Here is an 18,329-nt window from a genome sequence, read left to right on the forward strand (position 1 = left end):
GCACCAGAGGTGTGGTCGGCGACGGCGCCTGGCGGGGCTAGCCCTCTCGGGCGGCGTCCAGGTCGGCTTTCGTCAAGACTGCGCGCACTTCGAGTTCGACATCGGCGAGCGGGTTCTCGCCCTCCGGGGAGCGGTCGATCGCACACACGACGACCTCCACGATGGCGCCAGCCTCGCGTAAGGCATGTGTCGCGTCGCGCACCGCACCACCGGTCGTGATCACGTCCTCGATCAGGGTGACCCGCTTGCCCGCGAAGTCCGGCCCTTCGGCGAGCTTGCAGGTGCCGTACTCCTTGGCGGCCTTGCGTACGAACAACGTCGGCGTGCCCACAATGGCGCTGACGGCGGTCGCGATCGGGATGCCGCCCATCTCCAGACCCCCGAGAAGTTCGGTGTCTTGTGGGATGAGTTGAATCATTTCGCGAGCCACCCGCCCAAGCAGGAGCGGATCGGCCTCGAATAGGTACTTGTCGAAGTACTCGTGACTGACCTGGCCCGAACGCAGCGTGAACTCCCCGGTCAAGCGGCAGGTTGCGTCGATATCGGCGGCGAGAGTGGTGTCGACGGTGGCCATGCCCCACACCTTAATCAGGGGCACCCTGGGGGATTCTCAGGGTCGAGATCAGGGCCGAAGTCGGCGTTCCTCCCGATGCGCGTACGCCCGGACGAGCGAGACGGTGGAGCCATGATCACCGTCGAGTCCCTGACCAAGAAGTACGGCAGCTTCACCGCCGTCGATGACATCACGTTCACCGCCGAGACCGGAAGGGTCACCGGATTCCTCGGACCCAACGGTGCGGGGAAGTCCACCGCCATGCGGATGATGGTCGGGCTCACCCGGCCCACCGCGGGTAGCGCGCTGATCCACGGCCGTCACATCCACGACTTCGTCAACCCTGGCCGCGAGGTCGGCGTCCTGCTCGACGCATCGGCCCAGCACGCGGGACGCACGGGCCGCGAGATCCTGACTATCGCCGCCGACACGATGGGGCTTTCGCGTACGTCAGTCCCGGCCATGCTCGACCGGGTAGGCCTGACTGAGACCGAGGCTCGCCGACGCGTACGCCACTACTCCCTCGGCATGCGCCAGCGTCTGGGCATCGCCGCTGCTCTGATCGGTGACCCGCGGGTCCTCATCCTCGATGAGCCGGCCAACGGCCTGGACCCGGCCGGCATCCGGTGGATGCGTGATCTGCTCCGGTCGTACGCCGATGACGGTGGCACGGTGCTGTTGTCGTCCCACCTGCTCCACGAGATCGAGGTCGTTGCGGACGATCTCGTTGTGATCGGCCAAGGCCGAATCGTGGCGCAGGGCACCAAAGCCGACCTGCTGGCTGGCGCCGGGACGGTCGTACGCGCTCGGGACCTCAAGCCGCTGGCAACCGCGCTCGAAATCCACGGGCTCACGGCCCACTACGGCGACACCTCCCTGCGCGTCGACGCCGACCCCACCCTCGTCGGCGAGATCGCGCTCGCCGCGGGTGTCGCCCTCACCGAGCTTCCGGCCCGCGGACAGCGCCGGTCTCGAAGAGATGTTCCTCCAACTCACCGCCGACACCTCCCGTGAAGGAGCAGCAGCATGACCACCACCCTGCAATCGGCCCCCGCGCAGGTCGCGACCAGAGCGCGGGCCCCGATCGCCCCGGTCCCCCTCGCCCGACTCGTCAAGATCGAGCTGCGCAAGATGTTCGACACCCGCTCGGGCTTCTGGCTGATGGCGGGCATCGCGATCACGGCCCTGTGCGCGACCGCAGCCGTCCTGATGTGGGGCTCGGACAGCCAGGTCAGCCAGGAGACTTTCTCGGCCGCGATCGGGATGCCGATGGCCGTGCTGTTGCCGGTGATCGCAGTGCTCTCGGTAACCAGTGAGTACAGCCAGCGCACGGCGTTGAGCACGTTCACCCTGGTGCCTCATCGTGGTCGGATCATCAGCGCCAAACTGGTCGCGGTGCTGCTGGTCGGGATCGCGAGCATGTTGCTCAGCCTCGTGGTGGGCGCCCTCGGCACCGTGCTGGGTGGGGCCGTACACGGCGTGGATCCCGTGTGGGGGCTGACCCTGGAGAGCTTCGCGTTGATCTGTCTGGCCAACGTGCTGGGCATGCTGATGGGGTTCATGCTCGGCGTCGTGACACGCAACTCCCCTGCCGCGATCGTGGGGTACTTCGTGTACTCGCTGGTGCTGCCGGGAGTGGCCGGAATGCTGGCGATGTACCAGCAGTGGTTCGCCGACGCCCAGCCGTGGATCGACCCGAATCAGAACATCACGTTGCTCTTCGACGTCACCCCTGACGCGAAGGGGTGGGTGCAACTGGCGACGTCGACCGCGTTGTGCTTGTGGCTGCCGCTGGCTCTGGGCGTACGAGCGCTCCTCCGCGCCGAGGTGAAGTAGTACTCAGCCCCCGATTTGTCCGCTCAGCCCCCGGTTCTCCGGGGGTTGAGCGGACTCGGGTCCGCTCGACCCCCGACTAGGGTCGGGGAATGCTCGCGCACCGCCTCGCCGGGATCCCGCCCACGATCTTCACCACGATGTCCGCGCTGGCCGTACGCACCGGGGCGGTCAATCTCGGGCAGGGCTTCCCCGACACGGCGGGCCCACGAACCGTGGCCGACCAGGTCGTCGAGGCGGTGCACGGGAGCGGCAATCAATACGCTCCCGGCATCGGCATCCCCGGCCTTCGAGCCGCGATCGCGCGACACCAGCAGCGCCACTATGGGATCGAGCTCGACCCCGACTCCGAGGTCATCGTGACCACCGGGTGCACCGAGGCAATCGCGGCGGCCCTGCTGGGGCTGGTCAATCCCGGCGACGAGGTGATCGTGCTGGAGCCCTACTACGACTCCTACACCGCGATGTTGCAGATGGCCGGAGCCGTACGCAAACCCGTCACCCTGCACGCGCCCGACTTCCGCCTCGACCCCGACGCGCTACGAGCCGCGGTCACCGACAAGTCCCGCTTCCTCCTGCTCAACACGCCGCACAACCCCACGGGCACCGTCCTCAACACCGAGGAACTCCAGGCGGTTGCCGATCTCGCCCTCGCCCACGACCTGATCGTGATCACCGACGAGGTCTATGAGCATCTGACGTTCGACGAGCACGTGCACGTCCCGATCGCCACCTTGCCCGGCATGGCCGAGCGCACGCTCACGTTGTCCAGTGCCGGCAAGTCCTACTCCTTCACCGGCTGGAAGGTCGGCTGGGCCACCGGCCCGCGGCACCTGGTGCAGGCGGTGCTGGCGGCCAAGCAGTGGCTCACGTTCACCAGTGGCAGCGCGTTCCAACCCGCGATCGCGTACGCCCTCGACCACGAGCCGGACTTTCCTCGCGCCCTCGCGGCTGAGCTGAGAACCCACCGCGATCTCCTCGTCCGGGGGCTCGCCGACGCCGGGCTGCACGCCCGGCCGAGCGAAGGCACCTATTTCGTGCTCACCGACATCAGCGCGCTCGGCTGGGCCGACGGAATGGAGTTCTGTCTCGCGCTGCCCGAACGCGCGGGGGTGGTGGCGATCCCGGCCCAGCCCTTCTATGACTCCCACGCTGGCAGCCAGCTGGTGCGATGGGCCTTCTGCAAAGACGCACGCGTCGTCGAGGAAGGCGTACGCCGTCTCGCCTCAGCCGATCTCGCTCGGCACTCGTGACCGACAAAACCGCGCTGACGCGGGGCTAGCCAACCACCGCACGGTGAGGATCGCCGCCAGCAGCGGCACCGCCATGACCAGGCTGGACAGCATTCCGAGCAGGCACAACCCCACACACCCGAACGTCGAGACGATCAACAGGATCCGCGCCCAGCCGACCCCGCGCCAGACCAGCGCCGCGAGCGCGATCGCCGCGAACGCCCAGAGCAGGAAGATCCCACTGAGCACATACGTGGTCGTGAGCACGAGTTGGTCGCTGACCCCGGCTGTTTCGAACTCGGGATTCTGGCGGCGCATCTCGTCGAGCAGCCCCTCGGGGTTGGTAGCCAGATAGGCGACCCCGGCGATCATCCCCAAGATCGCCAGCGCCGAGAAGATCCAGGTCATGAAGCACGCGACCCGGATTTCAGGGGGACGAATCGATCCCGTCGCGCCATCATTTCGAGCAGGCGGCTGCCACGGCTGTCGAGTCGACGGCGCCGCTGGTTCTTGAGTCGGGGTCTGAGAGGGAGACCACGGGCCGGATGCCCGCATCGGCGCATCGGCATCCACGGGCACATCCACCGGCACATCCACCGGCGCGGTCCGCTCCAACCACTGCTTGGCAGGTGCGAGCCACAGCATCAGTGAAGCGGCCATCACCATCGCCGACATGAAGCCGCCCAGGACCATCCCGGTGGCGGCGAGCGGGAGAGCCAAGATGGTCAGGCCCAGCCGAGCCGACCGATTGCGCCGCATTACGTGCCAGCCCAAGATCCCGGTCGCGGCGGCACACGCGGCAGCGGCCATGCTCATCCACCGCATCAGGTCGAGCGCACCCGCCACGTCCAACCCGAGGCCATCACCCGGAGGCTCGGCGAGGAACTTCTCCACGGCCTCGCGCGTGGCCAGCGACTGCAGCCCGGACACCGTCTGGAACGCGAACAAGACCACGAAGACGGAGCCGATCACGATCGTCCAGCCCAGCAGGGTCACCTGGCGCGGACGCTCATCGCTCGGGGAAGTCACGAGGACATGTTTTCAGACGTACGAAAATCGCCGGCAGGCGCTCAGGCGCCACCCAGCGCAGCACGGCTGCCACCGGAGACCCTCGGACCTCTTCCCAGATCCGCGCGCTGACCAGCGGCATATCCCTCCCCCATCCCGCCGCCCGAGAGCCGGCGTCGTGGCGCGGTGCGCAGATCGTCGTACGCCGCACGCATCGCCTGCTCGGCCAACGCCGCCCGGTCGGCCAGCACCAACGCCGCCGACGTGCCCTGCGCGGCAAACCTCTCCTCGGCCGCTGCCGCTGCCTGTGCCTCCGCCTCGCGGAGGCGGTCACCGACGGCATGCCCGAAGCCGAGCCACCACGAGCGTCGGTAGGCCCCCGGGTGCTCGTCCCAGGGGACTCCCGCCCGCGCCAGGTCACGGCTGCCCTGCACCAACAGGCTGGTCAGCAGGATCTCGACCAGGGTGAGGTCGGACGCATGGCCGAACAAGTGCAACGAGAAGGTGCTGTTGCCAGCAAGGCGCGCCTTCTTGATCACGCTGCGACAGCGCAGCGCGTCGGCGAAGCTCGGCGCCCAGCCAGGCCTTCTCGTACCCATAGGGCGCGAGCAGGTCCACAACGCGATCCCCCATCGGATCGCGTCCCGGATCGGATTGGGCCAGCAGCGCTTCATCGATGCCGTAGCGCGCCATCAGGTCGGCCGCCTTGGCCGTGAAGGCCTCGGCCTCCGCCGGCGTACAGGCCGGATCCTCAGCCTGAGCCAGCAGCTTGCGGATCCGCGCCAGTCGGTTGTCGTCGCTCATGTCTTCTCCTCGTCCCGAGACGCCTCATACGAGGCGAGGAGTCAACCCTGACACCGACCACCGACATCGAGGATCAGGTGCGAAGCGTCAGCCCGTCCTCGCCCACGTCCACGGAGACCGTGCCGCCGTCGACCACCTGACCGCTGATCAGCATCCGCGCGAGCGGGTCACCGATCGCGGTCTGGATCAGCCGTCGCAGTGGCCGCGCGCCGTACGCCGGGTCGTAGCCGGTGTCCGCCAGCCACTGCCGGGCCGCGTCACTGACCACGATCGCGATCCGGCGTACGGCCAACCGCTTCTCCAACAAAGCCAGTTGCAGGCCGACGATGTGCGCGAGGTCGGCCTTCGACAACGCCTCGAACATCACGACCTCGTCCAACCGGTTGAGGAACTCCGGCTTGAACGACGCGCGTACGACACCCATCACCGCCTCGTGTTTGGCCTCCGGCGACATGGTCGGGTCGACCAGGAAGTTCGAACCGAGGTTGGAGGTCAAGATCAGCAACGTGTTGCGGAAGTCGACCGTACGCCCCTGGCCGTCGGTCAGTCGTCCGTCGTCGAGCACCTGCAACAAGATGTCGAAGACCTCCGGGTGGGCCTTCTCAACCTCGTCGAGGAGCACGACGGAGTAGGGCCGACGGCGTACGGCCTCGGTCAACTGCCCACCTTCGTCGTACCCGACATAGCCCGGAGGCGCACCGACCAGTCGCGAGACCGAGTGCTTCTCGGAGTATTCGCTCATGTCGATGCGGATGATCGCGCGCTCGTCGTCGAAGAGGAAGTCCGCCAGGGACTTGGCCAGCTCGGTCTTGCCGGTGCCCGTAGGGCCGAGGAAGAGGAACGAGCCGGTAGGACGGTTGGGGTCCGCGATGCCCGCGCGCGAACGACGTACGGCATCCGATACGGCATTGACCGCCGCCTTCTGTCCGATCAATCGCTCACCGATGACCTGCTCCATCTCCAGCAGCTTGGCCGTCTCGCCCTGCAACATCTTCCCGGTGGGGATGCCGGTCCAGGCCTCGACGACCTCGGCGATCTGCTCGGCTCCGACCTCCTCGCCGACGAGCGGTTCGAAGTCGGCCTGCTCGGCCATCTCGACCTCGGCGATCTTCTTCTCCAACTCGGGGATCGACTCATAGCGGATCTTGGACGCCGCCTCGAGGTTGCCCTCGCGCAGGAACTTGTCGGCCTCGATCTTCAGCTGATCGAGTGCACGGCGCAGTTCGCCCTCGCCCTGGAGTTGGTCGCGCTCGCGCTCCCATCGGTTCTCCAGCCCACGCAACTCCTCTTCTGCGTCGGCTAATTCCTGACGCAGTGCGGCCAGCCGCTCCACCGACGCGGGGTCGGTCTCCTTCTCCAGCGCGAACTGCTCCATCTTGAAGCGGTCGACCTGGCGCCGCAGCTGGTCGATCTCCTCGGGTGAGGACTCGATCTCCATCCGCAGTCGCGACGACGCCTCGTCGATCAGGTCGATCGCCTTGTCGGGCAGTTGCCGCCCGGTGATGTAGCGATCGCTCAAGGTCGCCGCCGCGACGAGCGCCGCGTCGGTGATGCGTACGCCGTGGTGGGCTTCGTACTTCTCCTGGATCCCGCGCAGGATCTGGATGGTGTCCTCGACGGACGGCTCGCCCACGAAGACCTGCTGGAAGCGACGCTCCAGCGCGGGGTCCTTCTCGATCCGCTCACGGAATTCGTCGAGTGTGGTCGCACCGATCATGTGCAACTCTCCGCGCGCGAGCATCGGCTTGAGCATGTTGCCCGCGTCCATGGACGAGTCGCCGCCGGCACCGGCGCCGACCACGGTGTGCAGTTCGTCGATGAAGGTGATGACCTGACCGCCGGCCTCCTTGATCTCGTCGAGCACTGCCTTGAGTCGCTCCTCGAACTCGCCGCGATACTTCGCACCGGCCACCATGCCGGCCAGGTCGAGCGACAGCAGGCGTCGTCCCTTGAGCGAGTCGGGCACGTCGCCCGCGACGATGCGCTGGGCGAGCCCTTCGACGACGGCGGTCTTGCCGACGCCCGGCTCGCCGATCAGGACCGGGTTGTTCTTCGTACGCCGCGACAACACCTGGATGACTCGGCGGATCTCGGCGTCTCGCCCGATCACGGGATCGAGCTTGCCGTCCTCTGCGGCGGCGGTGAGATCGACCGAGAACTTCTCCAGCGCCTCGTACGTCGATTCGGCCTCGGGGCTGGTGACCCGACGATTGCCGCGCACGGCCGTCAATCCCTCGCGCAGCCCGTCGGCGCTCAGACCAGCGTCGAGGAGCACCTGCTGTGCCGAGGACTCGACCGTCGCCAACCCGATCAGCAGGTGCTCGGTCGCGACATAGTCGTCCTTCATCGAGGACGCCAGGTCGAGCGCCGCCGCAAGGACGCGCGTCAGGGAGGCGGAGGCGGCCGGTTGCTGCACGGTCTGGCCCGACGCGGTGGGCAGCGCGCCCTGGACGCGCTCGGCCGTGGCAGTCAGCGAGCCGACCTCGACACCGGACTTGGTGACCAGCGACTTGGCGGTGCCCTCCTCCTGACGCAACAGCGCGACGAGCAGGTGGATGGGCTCGGTCTGGGTGTTGCCGGCCTTGGTCGCCGACAACTGGGCAGCCTCGATCACCTCGCGGCTGCGGGTGGTGAACTTCTCGGCTCCGAACTGACTCAACGCAGGTCTCCTTCGGTGGAACGAACTGTGACTGCCGCGTTTCGCCACCGCGCGGCTGTCGGGACCACTGTGGTCCTTGTCGATTCAACACCCCAGAAGTTGAGTCGATTCCCCTCAACTTTGACGCAATCACAGGACGAACTTTCCGGGTCGGGAGACCATCGGAGCATGCGTACGGTGACCACCCTCTCGTACGACGTCCGCTCCTCGGGAATACCTGACAACATCCGGGGAAGGACAGTTCTCGACCCGGGGCAGCCCAGTTCCGGGCCCTTGAAGCCAAACCTCGGAAAGGTCCTTCACGTGTCTACCCATCTCAAGAGAGTCGGCGCCCTGGCGGCCGCGGCTCTGGTGATCTCGGGCCTGCAGGTCGGCGGCACCACCGCCGCCAGCGGTACGCCCGCCGCAGCCGCCTCCAGCAAGCAGCCTGCGGTGCCCGAACTGATCTCCGGCTCGAACATCTCTGCTCGCTCGGCGACGCTGCCCAAGAACAGCCTGGCCACACGTGAGCGCCTGGTCACCTTCGACGGACGCGCCCTGCCTGCCAAGGCGAGCGGCCAGAAGGTCGCGCTGTCCTTCTTCGACAACGCCCGCTTCGTCGCCAAGGTCGAGCACGTCGGTGGCAACAGCCTCTACAAGTCGTGGAGCGGTCAGCTCGCCGACGACCCGCTCGGCACCTTCGTGGCCGTGCAGGTGGGTGAGACGTTCCGGGCCGCGGTGATCTCCCCCAAGGGCTCGTACTCATTGACCCGCGCCAGCGGAACCCAGAGCGTCTACCGCGCCGCGCAGTTGTCGGCTCCCAAGCACGAGGGCGACGACGAGGTCAGCGTCAAGGACGTGCCGAGGTTGGAGAAGGCTGCCGCCAAGGCCGTCGACCTGCCGACGCCCACGGGCGACTTCAACGCCGGCGTCGAGACGCACGCCGGCGCCGAGACCACCGCCCCGGCAGCCGCCCCGATCGAGGTGACCGACTTCAGCCTGCGTCGGGACCCTGCGAGCAAACTCGACATCGGCATCGTCTTCACCCCACAAGCGATGTCGGCGTCCTACGGCACCCTGGAGAACGCCAACGCCAGCGCCGCGTTCGCCGTCGCGCTGAACAACCAGACGTACAGCAACTCGCAGATCGGCGTCGCCTGGAACCTCGTCGGCACCAAGGTCAGCAAGGCAAACGAGAGCAGCGACTACGGCGCGACCCTGACGGCCCTGTCCAAGCACAAGGGCAAGTACAAGGCGATCAAGAAGTGGCGTACGAAGCGGCACGCGGACGTGGTGCACATGCTCACCGGGCCCAACAGCCAATACTGCGGTCTCGGATGGCTCAACACGCCCGACTCGAAGAAGAAGTACTGGCTGCGCCCCTACAGCATCTCCAGCGTCGAGTGCATCGACAACTTCACCGTCACCCATGAGGTCGGCCACAACTACGGCGCCTCACACGACCCGTACGCCGTCGCCCAGTGCACCACCTGCGGTGGACTGGCCTTCAAGTACGGCCAGGGCCTGGTCAACCTGGCCGGCCAGTGGCGCACGGTGATGGCCTACAACCAGCAGTGCGTCGACAACGGCTTCAACTGCACCCGGCTCGCGGTGTTCTCCAACCCCAACCTGGCCTACAACGGCGCCCCCGTGGGCTCGGCGGTGCAGCACAACACCCGGGTGCACAACAAGACCGCCAAACGGATGGCTCGCATCAAGCTCGGCCAGATCTACCCCCGTCCGGTCAAGGCCAAGGGCAAGCCCAAGGCCGGCAAGCGGCTGCGCGCGGTGACCAAGAAGAAGAAGTGGAATCCGGGCAAGGTCAAGGTCCGCTACCAGTGGTACGTCAACTACCAGGCTGTGTCGGGCAAGAAGGGCAAGAAGCAGCGCCTGAAGCTCAAGAAGAAGTGGCGCGGGCTGCCCGTCTTCGTCCAGGTGACCGGTCGCAAGAAGTCCTACCGCCCGGTGCTGATCAACAGCAACATCAAGATCGTCAAGTGATCTCACGTCGGCGACCACTTCGTACGGCGGCCCTCGTGGCGATGCTGTGCGGGGTGGTCGCCGGCTCCATTTCCGGGTGTAGTGACGACGAACCGGCGCTCGTCATCCCCGTCGACCGCGCCGCACCCGAACCGCTGGACGGCGCGGTGCGTACGGGTGTCGTGAAGGTCGAACCAAGCGTCATCCTGGACGACGACTCCCAGCCGGAGTCGGCCGGCGACGTCACGTTGAAGTTCTTCGACGACGTCACCTACGACACCGATCTGACCTATGCGGAAGAGAACGGTGTCGAGCAGTGGACCGGAGTGCTCACGGGCGTCAAGGACAGCACCGTGTTGGTGACTCGCTCGGGCAGCGCCTATCGGATCGGGGCGATCAGCCCCGAGGGGGTGTTCCAGGTGGCCGCCAGGCCGGACGGGACGTACGTCGTGAGCCAGATGGAATACACCAAGCAGGAAGAGTTCGACGAAGTCGGGTGATCAGCCCTGATTGCGGCGCCAGACCACGACGGATCCGGCGCTCGCAGTGCGCAACGCGGGTAGGTTGCCGACCGGAGCTGCGCGACGGCGTACGCCGATCGCCGCCCGCAGGGCCTCCTGAGTCGCGGCCAACTCGGCCGTCAACTCCTCGTTGCGCGCTTGCAGTGCCGCGAGTTGGTTCTCCAACTCCAGCAGTCGGCGTACGCCTTCGATCCCGATGCCGGACGCGGTGAGCTCGGCGATCGTACGCAGTCTCTCCAGGTCGCGGCCGGAATAGCGGCGACCGCCGCCCCCGGTGCGGCCCGGGGTGACCAGGCCCATCCGCTCGTACGCACGCAGCGTCTGCGGATGGAGCCCGGTCAATTGCGCCGCAACACTGATCACGAAGATCGCGCTGTCCGGGTCGGGCGCCCCCAGGTGGGTGCTCATGGCGACTCGAAGAGGTTGGCGCGCAGCGGCTTGCCGACCGTGGCGGCGCGATAGGCCTCGACCGCCTCACGAGCAGCCGCGTCGACCACGGCAGGCACCTGGACTTCGACGGTGGCGAGCAGGTCGCCCTTGGTGCCGTCCTTCTTGGCCGCGCCCTTCCCGCGGACGCGGAAGGTGCGCCCGTTGGGGGTGCCGGCCGGGATCTTCAAGGTGACCGGCGACGATCCGAGCGTCGGGATCTTGACCTCGGCGCCGAGCACCGCCTCGTCGAACGAGATCGGCACGTCGAGCGTGAGGTTGTCACCCTTGCGCCCGAAGAGTCGGTGAGCACTTACTTTGACGGTGACGAAGAGGTCGCCACGCGGGCCGCCGTTCTCCCCTGCTCCGCCCTTGCCGCGCAGCCGGATCTTCTGACCGTCGCGTACGCCCGCCGGGATTCGCGCTTGCACGGTGCGCGCCGACTGACCCCGCCCGCTGCCGTGGCAGGTCGGGCACGCGTCGTCGTACACCAATTGGCGACCACCGCAGGCCGGGCAGGTCTCGTTCATCGAGAACGCGCCGCCCATGGTCGACACCACGAAACCCGCGCCCTCGCACTCGGGGCACACGTGCGGCTTGGTGCCGGGCTTGCCGCCCGTGCCATTGCACGTAGGACAGGCCGCATCAGAGGTCAGCCGCAGCGAGATCGTGACCCCGTCGATCGCGTCCATGAACGAGATCGTCGCCGTGGTCTCCTGGTCCGCACCCTTGGTGGGACGAGGTTGTGGCCGCGTACGACCGCTGCTGCGCCCACCGCCTCCGAAGAGGTCCCCGAAGAGATCGCCGAATCCGCCCTGGCCTGCCTGATCGCGCAGGAAGTCGTTGACGTCGAATCCGCCCTGGCCGGAACCTCCTCGCCCGAAGCCGCCGAAGCCACCGGATGCGCCGAGTCGCCGCATCTCGTCGTACTTCTTGCGCTTGTCGGTGTCGCCGACCACGTCGTACGCCTCAGCCGCCGCCTTGAACTTCTCGTGCTTGGCCTCGTCGCCTGGATTGCGGTCAGGGTGGTTGTCGCGCGCGATGGCCTTGAACGCCTTCTTGATGTCTTCTGGACTCGCGTCCTTGGAGACCCCCAAGACCTTGTAGAAGTCCTTGTTCAACCAGTCGTTGCGGAAGCCGTCGTCAGCCATCGCGCACCTCCCTTCCTCGTCTTAGCAATGTGAGATCACTCAGGGTCCACGACCAGGACCTGGGCGGCGCGCACGACCCGATCGCCGATCTTGTAGCCGGCCTTGGCCAGCACCTTGATCGAGGTGACACTCACGTCGGGATCGGCACCCAGGTGCGACAACGCGTCGTGCACCGTCGGGTCGAACGCCTCGCCCACCTCGCCGTACCGGATCAGGCCCCGTCCCGCCACCGCGGTCTGGAGCTGCTGTGCCACGGCTTCGAAGCCGGGATCCAACTCACCGTGTTCGCGGGCGCGGTCGATGTTGTCGAGGACGTCCACGATCGGGGTGAGCGTGGCAAAGATCGTGTCCTCACGGACGCGGTCTCGTTCGCGGTCGACTCGGCGCTTGTAGTTGAGGAACTCGGCCTGGAGGCGTTGAAGATCGTTGGTCAGGCCCGCGATCTTGACGTGCGCCTCTTCGAGCGGATTCGCGTCCTCCGGGTTGGACTCCTCTGGGTTGGCCGCGGCAATGTCTGCCGGTTCCAGTGGTGCGCCCTCGTCGACCATGTGCCCGATGCCGCTGGTGTCCGCTGGGCCGGGCTCGTTGGCCACGGGCTGGTGATGCCCGGCCGAGGCCGAGGCACCCTGCTGCACAGGGGCCTCGACCTCGGTCTCGTTGGCCATCTCGCCGGCTTCGTCACCGAAGGTTTCGTCGCCGGACTGGGTCACTTGGACTCACCCTCACCAGGGGCTGCGTCTCCGGTGGGGGCCTGGTCGCCCGAGGGGGCGTCCTCGTCGATGATCTCGGCGTCGACGACGTCGTCGTCAGCTTCACCGGTCGCACCGGTCGAGCCACCCGCAGCGGCCTGGTCGGCCTCGGCGGCGGCGTACATCGCGGCACCCATCTTCTGGCTGGACTCACCGAGCTTGGTGACACCGGCCTGGATCTCGTCGGACGAGGCCTCCGCGTTCTCCAAGGTGGCCTTGAGGCTGTCGACGTCGGCCTGGACCTCGGTCTTGACCTCGTCGGGGATCTTGTCGCCGTTGTCGGCCAGGAACTTCTCGGTCGTGTAGACGAGCTGGTCGGCCTGGTTGCGAGTCTCGACGCTCTGGCGACGCTTGGCGTCCTCCTCGGCGTACTGCTCTGCCTCCTTGACCATCCGGTCGATCTCGTCCTTGCCGAGCGCCGAGCCACCAGAGATCGTCATCGACTGCTCGCGACCGGACGCGTGGTCCTTGGCGGAGACGTGGACGATGCCGTTGGCGTCGATGTCGAAGGTGACCTCGATCTTGGGGATGCCCCGCGGCGCGGGCGGCAGGCCGGTGAGCTCGAAGTTGCCGAGCGGCTGGTTCTGCGCCCACATCTGACGCTCACCCTGCGCGACCTTGATCTCCACGCTGGGCTGGTTGTCGTCAGCGGTGGTGAAGATCTCCGACCGCTTGGTCGGGATCGTGGTGTTGCGCTCGATCAGCGTGGTCATCACGCCGCCCTTGGTCTCGATGCCGAGGCTCAGCGGGGTGACGTCGAGGAGCAGTACGTCCTTGACCTCGCCCTTGAGGACACCAGCCTGGAGCGCGGCACCGACCGCGACGACCTCGTCGGGGTTGACACCCTTGTTGGGCTCCTTGCCGCCGAGGAGTTCCTTGACGACATCGGTCACGGCGGGCATCCGGGTGGAGCCGCCGACGAGCACGACGTGGTCGATCTTGTCGACCGCGACGCCACCGTCTCGCAGCACGCTCTGGAACGGCGCCTTCGTGCGCTCGAGAAGGTCAGCGGTGAGCTTCTGGAACTCCGAACGGGTCAGCTTCTCCTCGAAGTGCAGCGGGCCGGACTCGCCGTGGGTGATGTAGGGCAGGTGGATCGTGGTCTCGCTGGAGGACGAGAGTTCGATCTTGGCCTTCTCCGCAGCCTCCTGGAGGCGCTGCTTGGCGATCTTGTCAGCGGCCAGGTCGACACCGTTGGCGTCCTTGAACTTCTTGACCATCCAGTCGACGACGCGGTTGTCCCAGTCGTCGCCACCGAGGTGGTTGTCACCGCTGGTGGCCTTGACCTCCACGACGCCTTCACCGATCTCCAGCAGCGACACGTCGAACGTGCCACCACCGAGGTCGAAGACGAGAATGGTCTGGTCGTCGCCCTTGTCCAGGCCGTACGCCAGCGCGGCAGCGGTGGGCTCGTTGACAATCCGGCTGACGTTGAGGCCCGCGATCTCGCCGGCTTCCTTGGTGGCCTGGCGCTGCGCGTCGGAGAAGTACGCCGGGACGGTGATCACCGCGTCGGTGACCGTCTCGCCGAGGTACGCCTCCGCGTCGCGCTTGAGCTTTTGCAGCACGAACGCGCTGATCTGCTGGGGGTTGAACGACTTGTCGTCGATCTTGATGCTCCAGTCGGTGCCCATGTGGCGCTTGACAGAGCGGATCGTACGGTCGACGTTGGTGACCGCCTGACGCTTGGCGACCTCGCCGACGAGGACCTCGCCGTTCTTGGCGAACGCCACGACCGACGGGGTGGTGCGAGCGCCCTCGGCGTTCGCGATGACGGTGGGCTCGCCACCTTCGAGAACGGAGACGACGCTGTTGGTCGTCCCCAGGTCGATGCCAACGGCTCGTGCCATGTTGTGTTTCCTCCGTGTTGTGCAGGGCTTGGGTGGTTGAGTCTGGTCGGCTCAACTTTGCTACGAGAGGTTAACGCAAGGTGGGGGCCGGGTTGTTCCCGGGGGGGTGGGGTTTTCTTGTGGGTGCGCGCTTGCTGGCCCGCCCGCCGCGCGCGGGTTGAGCGCACTGTGGTCCGCTCGACCCCCGGAGAACCGGGGGCTGAGCGGACAAACCGGGGGCTGAGTGGTCGATTTTCTCGACGGCCCCCGGGTGGGGCGCTTATCGTCGCGGACATGCGCGTACGACTGCTCGCCCTCGCCTTGGCCCTGCCCGCCGCTCTGCTCACGCCCGCCACGGCCGCCCAGTCCGCAGCTGCCCGGGCCACGGCCGCCCAGTCCGCAGCTGCCCAGGCCTCTGCGGACGGGTCGGTTGACTGGCTCAAGTTCCGGGTCGCCAACATGGCGCACTCCGGTGGCGAGAACGAAGCACCCACCAACACGATGTATGCCTTCAAGCGGGCCAAGCGGCTCGGCGCCGACGTGCTCGAGCTCGATGTGCAGTCCACCAAGGACAAGCAGCTCGCCGTGATCCACAACGCGACAATCGACGAGACCACCGACGGCACCGGCTTCGTCAAGGACCTCACGCTCAAGCAGGTCCAGTCCTATGACGCGGCGCACTGGTTCGTACCCAAGAAGGGCACCACTCACGACGCGCGCAAGAAGGTGTACACCCTGCGCGGCGCGCGCTATGGCGAGCGCAAGATCAAGGGCTACCGCAAGACGGACTTCGCTGTGCCCGCCCTCGACACGGTTTTCAAGCGCTTCAAGACCACGCCGATCAATATCGAGATCAAGGGCACCAACGACTTCGATGTGAAGTCGTTCAAGCGCGCCGCGCGACTGCTCGCGGCCTTCTTGAAGGACAACGGCCGCACCGATGTGATCGTGACGTCTTTCAATGACGACGCGCTGGCGCTGTTTCACAAACTGGCACCCAAGGTCCCCTTGGCTCCCGGCCGCCAGGGGCTGCTCGACTACTACCTGCAAGACATCAAGCCGATCGAGGGCACGGTCGCACTCCAGGTGCCGGTGACGTACGAATACGGCGGCACCAAGGTGCCGGTCGTCACCAAGGAGTTCGTGGCTCGCGCGCACGCCGACGGCTATGCGGTGCACGTGTGGTTCAGCGGCACCGCGCCCGACGATGCGGCGACCTACAAGGCGATGATCGCCACCTGTGCGGACGGGTTGATGCCGGCCCGGCCGAAGTTGTTCGAAAGGATCCTGGACAAGGGCGGGTACGAGCGCCCCGGCACGCCGGGGGTCAACCCCTGCGCGTGAGTTGTGCTGCCTCGGCAGTTCTTCTCAGCGTCGGGTTCGGGATCCCGACGGGTGCCAGGCCCCCATTTCCGTGCACATCTTTTCGCCGTATTGGCACACACCCCCGCGGTACTTCCAAGCACCCCTTTCCACTACGAGGACGATGAGCTCCTTCTTGCCCTTGGTGTCGGTCAGGCGCACCAGTGCGATGTCGTCACCTTGCATCCCAACCCAGCGGAGTTTCGCGATGCGGGTGGGCTTGGGCGGATAATAGGTGTAGAGGTCCTCGAGAACCTCCCGACACGAGTTGCGGCCCGCGGTGTGTGCCCCTTGATATATGGCAAGTTGTTTCATGAATTTCTTGAAGTAGCGCGCGACGTTAGGGCACACCATGGTGGGGTCAGTTGCGGCGATTCCCTCGATGACGGTCCGCACGACGACCGTCGGCGAGACACTGGGCGAAGTGACAGAGGCCGCCCTGGCAGTGGCGGCAGGAGGCAGAGCCGCGAGGAGCGACACTGCCGTCAAGAGGCCCAGAAGCCGAGGAGTTGGTTTCACAGGCCGCGACGTGTCCCCGCACGGGCCACCTCATCCGGGGGCCAGGCCCCCATTTCCGTACAGGTCTGTTCGTCGTACTGGCAGAGGGGACCGCGAACCTTCCAGGCGCCCTTCTCCACGACGAGGATGTAGAGCTTCTTATTGCCCTTGGTGTCGGTCAGGCGCACCAGCGAGATGTCGCCGCTTTGCATCCCTACCCAGCGGATCTTCGCAATGTGGATGGGCTTCGGAGGGTTGGCGGCATATAAGTCCTCCGTGATCTCCCGGCACGAGTCTCGGCCGGGGGTGTATGCATGTTGGTACATGGCGACTCGCTTCATGTATTTCTTCCAGTAGCGCGCGACATTGGGGAAGTGACCGAGGCCGCGTTGGCGGTCGTGGCTGGAGGCATACATGCAAACAGCGACGCGGCAATGACGCCAGCCATCACCTGAGCGATCCTCGTCATCTCCACACTGTGAACCCTGGAAGGCTTCCGCGGAACGCATCGCGGGCGAAAAGGTCTGGCCAGTCGCTTAGTGGGCCAGTCGCTTGGTGAGTACGACGTTGCCACCTGCTGGCAGCCTGGCACCCGCTAAGCCGCAGGCCGGACATCGCCACGCGGGGTGAGCAGCGGGATGAGTCGGTCAACAAGCGGACCGATGCCCACAATCACGATCAGTGTGCCGATCCCGAGCGTGGCGCCGAGCGCCCAGCCGACCAGGGTCGTCACCGCCTGGAAGACCGAATAGCTCCATTTGAACGGCAGCGGCGGATCGAACGCGAGCGCCGCACCCTCGGCGGGGCCGGCACCGAGGCGTACGGCCAGATACATCGCCACTCCGAGCGCGAGCGTGAGGAACCCCAGCCCGAACTCCAGCGCGCGCGCTACCAGAGACTCGGGCTCGGGGACGTACGGCAACACCAGGCTGACGGTGACGCCGACGACGACCGGCTGCACCAGCGTCCCGAGGCCGGGGCGACGTCCCCGCAGCAGCGCGACCAGCACCAAAAGCAGACCGAGAACGGTGTTGATGACCCAGAACTCGACGCCCGACGCGATCACCGTGCCGCTGACCAGCATCGTGTAGCCATCAGCACCTAGCCGCGCCGCGAGCAGCAGCGCGATCCCGACGCCGAGCACCACACAGCCGACGAGGAGCTGGCCCAGCCGTCGGCCCATCGAGGCGGCAGGGGCATCGTTCATCGGCGCAGACTAGCGATCAGCGCCCGCGGGTCAGGCACCGGAAGCGTTCAGACGCCGAGCAGGCGCCCCCACCGCTCCAGCAAAGCCTCCAGCCGGGTGCGTTCGAGGTCCGTCAGCCCTGCGAGCAGCCGCTCCTCATTGGCCAGGTGCTCGACAACGAGGCGATCCACCAGTTCGAGTCCGGCGTTCGAGAGAGCGATGACCCGGGAGCGTGCGTCACCGTCGCCGACGCGCCGCGTCACCAAACCAAGCTCGATCAGCCGGTCGGCGCGCTTGGTGATCGCACCCGAGGTCACCATGGTGGTCTGCGCGAGTGCGCTCGGACTGAGCTCGTACGGCTCCCCCGCACGACGCAACGCGGCCAGCACGTCGAAGTCCCCGTCAGTGAGACCTGCCGCCTCGAACACCGGACGCAGTTCGCGATGCAATGCGTCCCCTAGCCGGTGCAGGCGCCCGATGATGCCCATCGGTCGGACGTCGAGATCCGGCCGTTCGCGTCGCCACTGGACCATCAGGCGCGCAACATGATCGAGCTTCC

At 66.8% G+C, this 18,329-nt stretch carries 19 protein-coding genes; 6 read left to right on the plus strand and 13 right to left on the minus strand.

The features are described 5' to 3' along the window. Positions 1 to 37: 37 nt before the first annotated feature. Positions 38 to 574, minus strand: coding sequence for an orotate phosphoribosyltransferase (gene pyrE / locus V9G04_12100; protein ID MEI2713998.1), 537 nt, complete (start codon positions 572 to 574; stop codon positions 38 to 40). 111 nt (positions 575 to 685) lie between these two features. On the opposite strand from pyrE, the gene V9G04_12105 reads away from it, so the two are divergent. From V9G04_12105 to V9G04_12115, 3 genes are all read left to right on the plus strand, one after another. Further along, positions 686 to 1,567, plus strand: coding sequence for an ATP-binding cassette domain-containing protein (locus V9G04_12105; protein MEI2713999.1), 882 nt, complete (start codon positions 686 to 688; stop codon positions 1,565 to 1,567). A gap of 12 nt (positions 1,568 to 1,579) precedes the next feature. Then, positions 1,580 to 2,389 (plus strand): ABC transporter permease, encoded by an 810-nt coding sequence (locus V9G04_12110; protein ID MEI2714000.1) that lies wholly within the window; start codon positions 1,580 to 1,582, stop codon positions 2,387 to 2,389. A gap of 89 nt (positions 2,390 to 2,478) precedes the next feature. Beyond that, positions 2,479 to 3,639, plus strand: a complete 1,161-nt coding sequence (locus V9G04_12115; protein MEI2714001.1) for a pyridoxal phosphate-dependent aminotransferase — start codon at positions 2,479 to 2,481, stop codon at positions 3,637 to 3,639. Here V9G04_12115 and V9G04_12120 read toward each other — a convergent pair. The 4 genes from V9G04_12120 to clpB form a co-directional block, all read right to left on the minus strand. Further along, positions 3,613 to 4,647 carry a hypothetical protein gene (locus V9G04_12120; GenBank protein MEI2714002.1) on the minus strand — a complete coding sequence of 345 codons (1,035 nt, stop codon included), beginning with the start codon at positions 4,645 to 4,647 and terminating at the stop codon, positions 3,613 to 3,615. The two genes, V9G04_12115 and V9G04_12120, sit on opposite strands and share 27 nt — an antisense overlap. 41 nt (positions 4,648 to 4,688) lie before the next feature. Next, on the minus strand, positions 4,689 to 5,123 hold the full coding sequence (locus tag V9G04_12125; protein MEI2714003.1) for a hypothetical protein: 435 nt from the start codon (positions 5,121 to 5,123) through the stop codon (positions 4,689 to 4,691). Beyond that, entirely contained in the window at positions 5,044 to 5,430 is a 387-nt protein-coding gene (locus V9G04_12130; GenBank protein MEI2714004.1) for a DUF2786 domain-containing protein, read from the minus strand. Before V9G04_12130 ends, V9G04_12125 begins: the two co-directional genes overlap by 80 nt. Positions 5,431 to 5,503: 73 nt before the next feature. Then, a complete protein-coding gene (clpB, locus tag V9G04_12135; GenBank protein MEI2714005.1) occupies positions 5,504 to 8,089 on the minus strand; it encodes an ATP-dependent chaperone ClpB in 2,586 nt (861 codons plus the stop codon). 303 nt (positions 8,090 to 8,392) lie between these two features. Between clpB and V9G04_12140 the strand changes: the two genes are divergently transcribed. Continuing rightward, positions 8,393 to 10,069: a M12 family metallo-peptidase gene (locus tag V9G04_12140; protein MEI2714006.1), complete on the plus strand. Its 1,677-nt coding sequence runs from the start codon at positions 8,393 to 8,395 to the stop codon at positions 10,067 to 10,069. Then, positions 10,066 to 10,548 (plus strand): hypothetical protein, encoded by a 483-nt coding sequence (locus tag V9G04_12145; protein MEI2714007.1) that lies wholly within the window; start codon positions 10,066 to 10,068, stop codon positions 10,546 to 10,548. Before V9G04_12140 ends, V9G04_12145 begins: the two co-directional genes overlap by 4 nt. Here the strand turns inward: V9G04_12145 and V9G04_12150 are convergent, their stop codons facing one another. Genes V9G04_12150 through dnaK form a run of 4 tightly spaced genes read right to left on the minus strand, consistent with a single transcriptional unit; the run spans position 10,549 to position 14,745 of the window. Then, positions 10,549 to 10,977, minus strand: coding sequence for a MerR family transcriptional regulator (locus tag V9G04_12150; protein ID MEI2714008.1), 429 nt, complete (start codon positions 10,975 to 10,977; stop codon positions 10,549 to 10,551). Then, positions 10,974 to 12,146, minus strand: a complete 1,173-nt coding sequence (gene dnaJ / locus V9G04_12155) for a molecular chaperone DnaJ (GenBank protein ID MEI2714009.1) — start codon at positions 12,144 to 12,146, stop codon at positions 10,974 to 10,976. Before dnaJ ends, V9G04_12150 begins: the two co-directional genes overlap by 4 nt. A gap of 35 nt (positions 12,147 to 12,181) precedes the next feature. Next, complete coding sequence (gene grpE, locus V9G04_12160; GenBank protein MEI2714010.1) at positions 12,182 to 12,856, minus strand: nucleotide exchange factor GrpE; 675 nt, start codon at positions 12,854 to 12,856, stop codon at positions 12,182 to 12,184. Further along, positions 12,853 to 14,745 carry a molecular chaperone DnaK gene (dnaK, locus tag V9G04_12165; protein ID MEI2714011.1) on the minus strand — a complete coding sequence of 631 codons (1,893 nt, stop codon included), beginning with the start codon at positions 14,743 to 14,745 and terminating at the stop codon, positions 12,853 to 12,855. Before dnaK ends, grpE begins: the two co-directional genes overlap by 4 nt. Positions 14,746 to 15,018: 273 nt before the next feature. On the opposite strand from dnaK, the gene V9G04_12170 reads away from it, so the two are divergent. After that, a complete protein-coding gene (locus V9G04_12170) occupies positions 15,019 to 16,068 on the plus strand; it encodes a glycerophosphodiester phosphodiesterase family protein (GenBank protein ID MEI2714012.1) in 1,050 nt (349 codons plus the stop codon). 24 nt (positions 16,069 to 16,092) lie between these two features. Here the strand turns inward: V9G04_12170 and V9G04_12175 are convergent, their stop codons facing one another. The 4 genes from V9G04_12175 to V9G04_12190 all read right to left on the minus strand — a co-directional run bounded on the left by V9G04_12175 (position 16,093) and on the right by V9G04_12190 (position 18,303). Next, entirely contained in the window at positions 16,093 to 16,482 is a 390-nt protein-coding gene (locus V9G04_12175; protein ID MEI2714013.1) for a hypothetical protein, read from the minus strand. Positions 16,483 to 16,601: 119 nt separating this feature from the next. Further along, positions 16,602 to 17,000 carry a hypothetical protein gene (locus tag V9G04_12180; GenBank protein ID MEI2714014.1) on the minus strand — a complete coding sequence of 133 codons (399 nt, stop codon included), beginning with the start codon at positions 16,998 to 17,000 and terminating at the stop codon, positions 16,602 to 16,604. 179 nt (positions 17,001 to 17,179) lie between these two features. Beyond that, positions 17,180 to 17,791, minus strand: coding sequence for a hypothetical protein (locus V9G04_12185; protein MEI2714015.1), 612 nt, complete (start codon positions 17,789 to 17,791; stop codon positions 17,180 to 17,182). 47 nt (positions 17,792 to 17,838) lie between these two features. After that, positions 17,839 to 18,303, minus strand: a complete 465-nt coding sequence (locus tag V9G04_12190; protein MEI2714016.1) for a MarR family transcriptional regulator — start codon at positions 18,301 to 18,303, stop codon at positions 17,839 to 17,841. Between the last annotated feature and the right edge of the window lie 26 nt (positions 18,304 to 18,329).

Origin of the sequence: Nocardioides sp., from assembly GCA_037045645.1 — a bacterium.
Taxonomy (GTDB): domain Bacteria; phylum Actinomycetota; class Actinomycetes; order Propionibacteriales; family Nocardioidaceae; genus Nocardioides.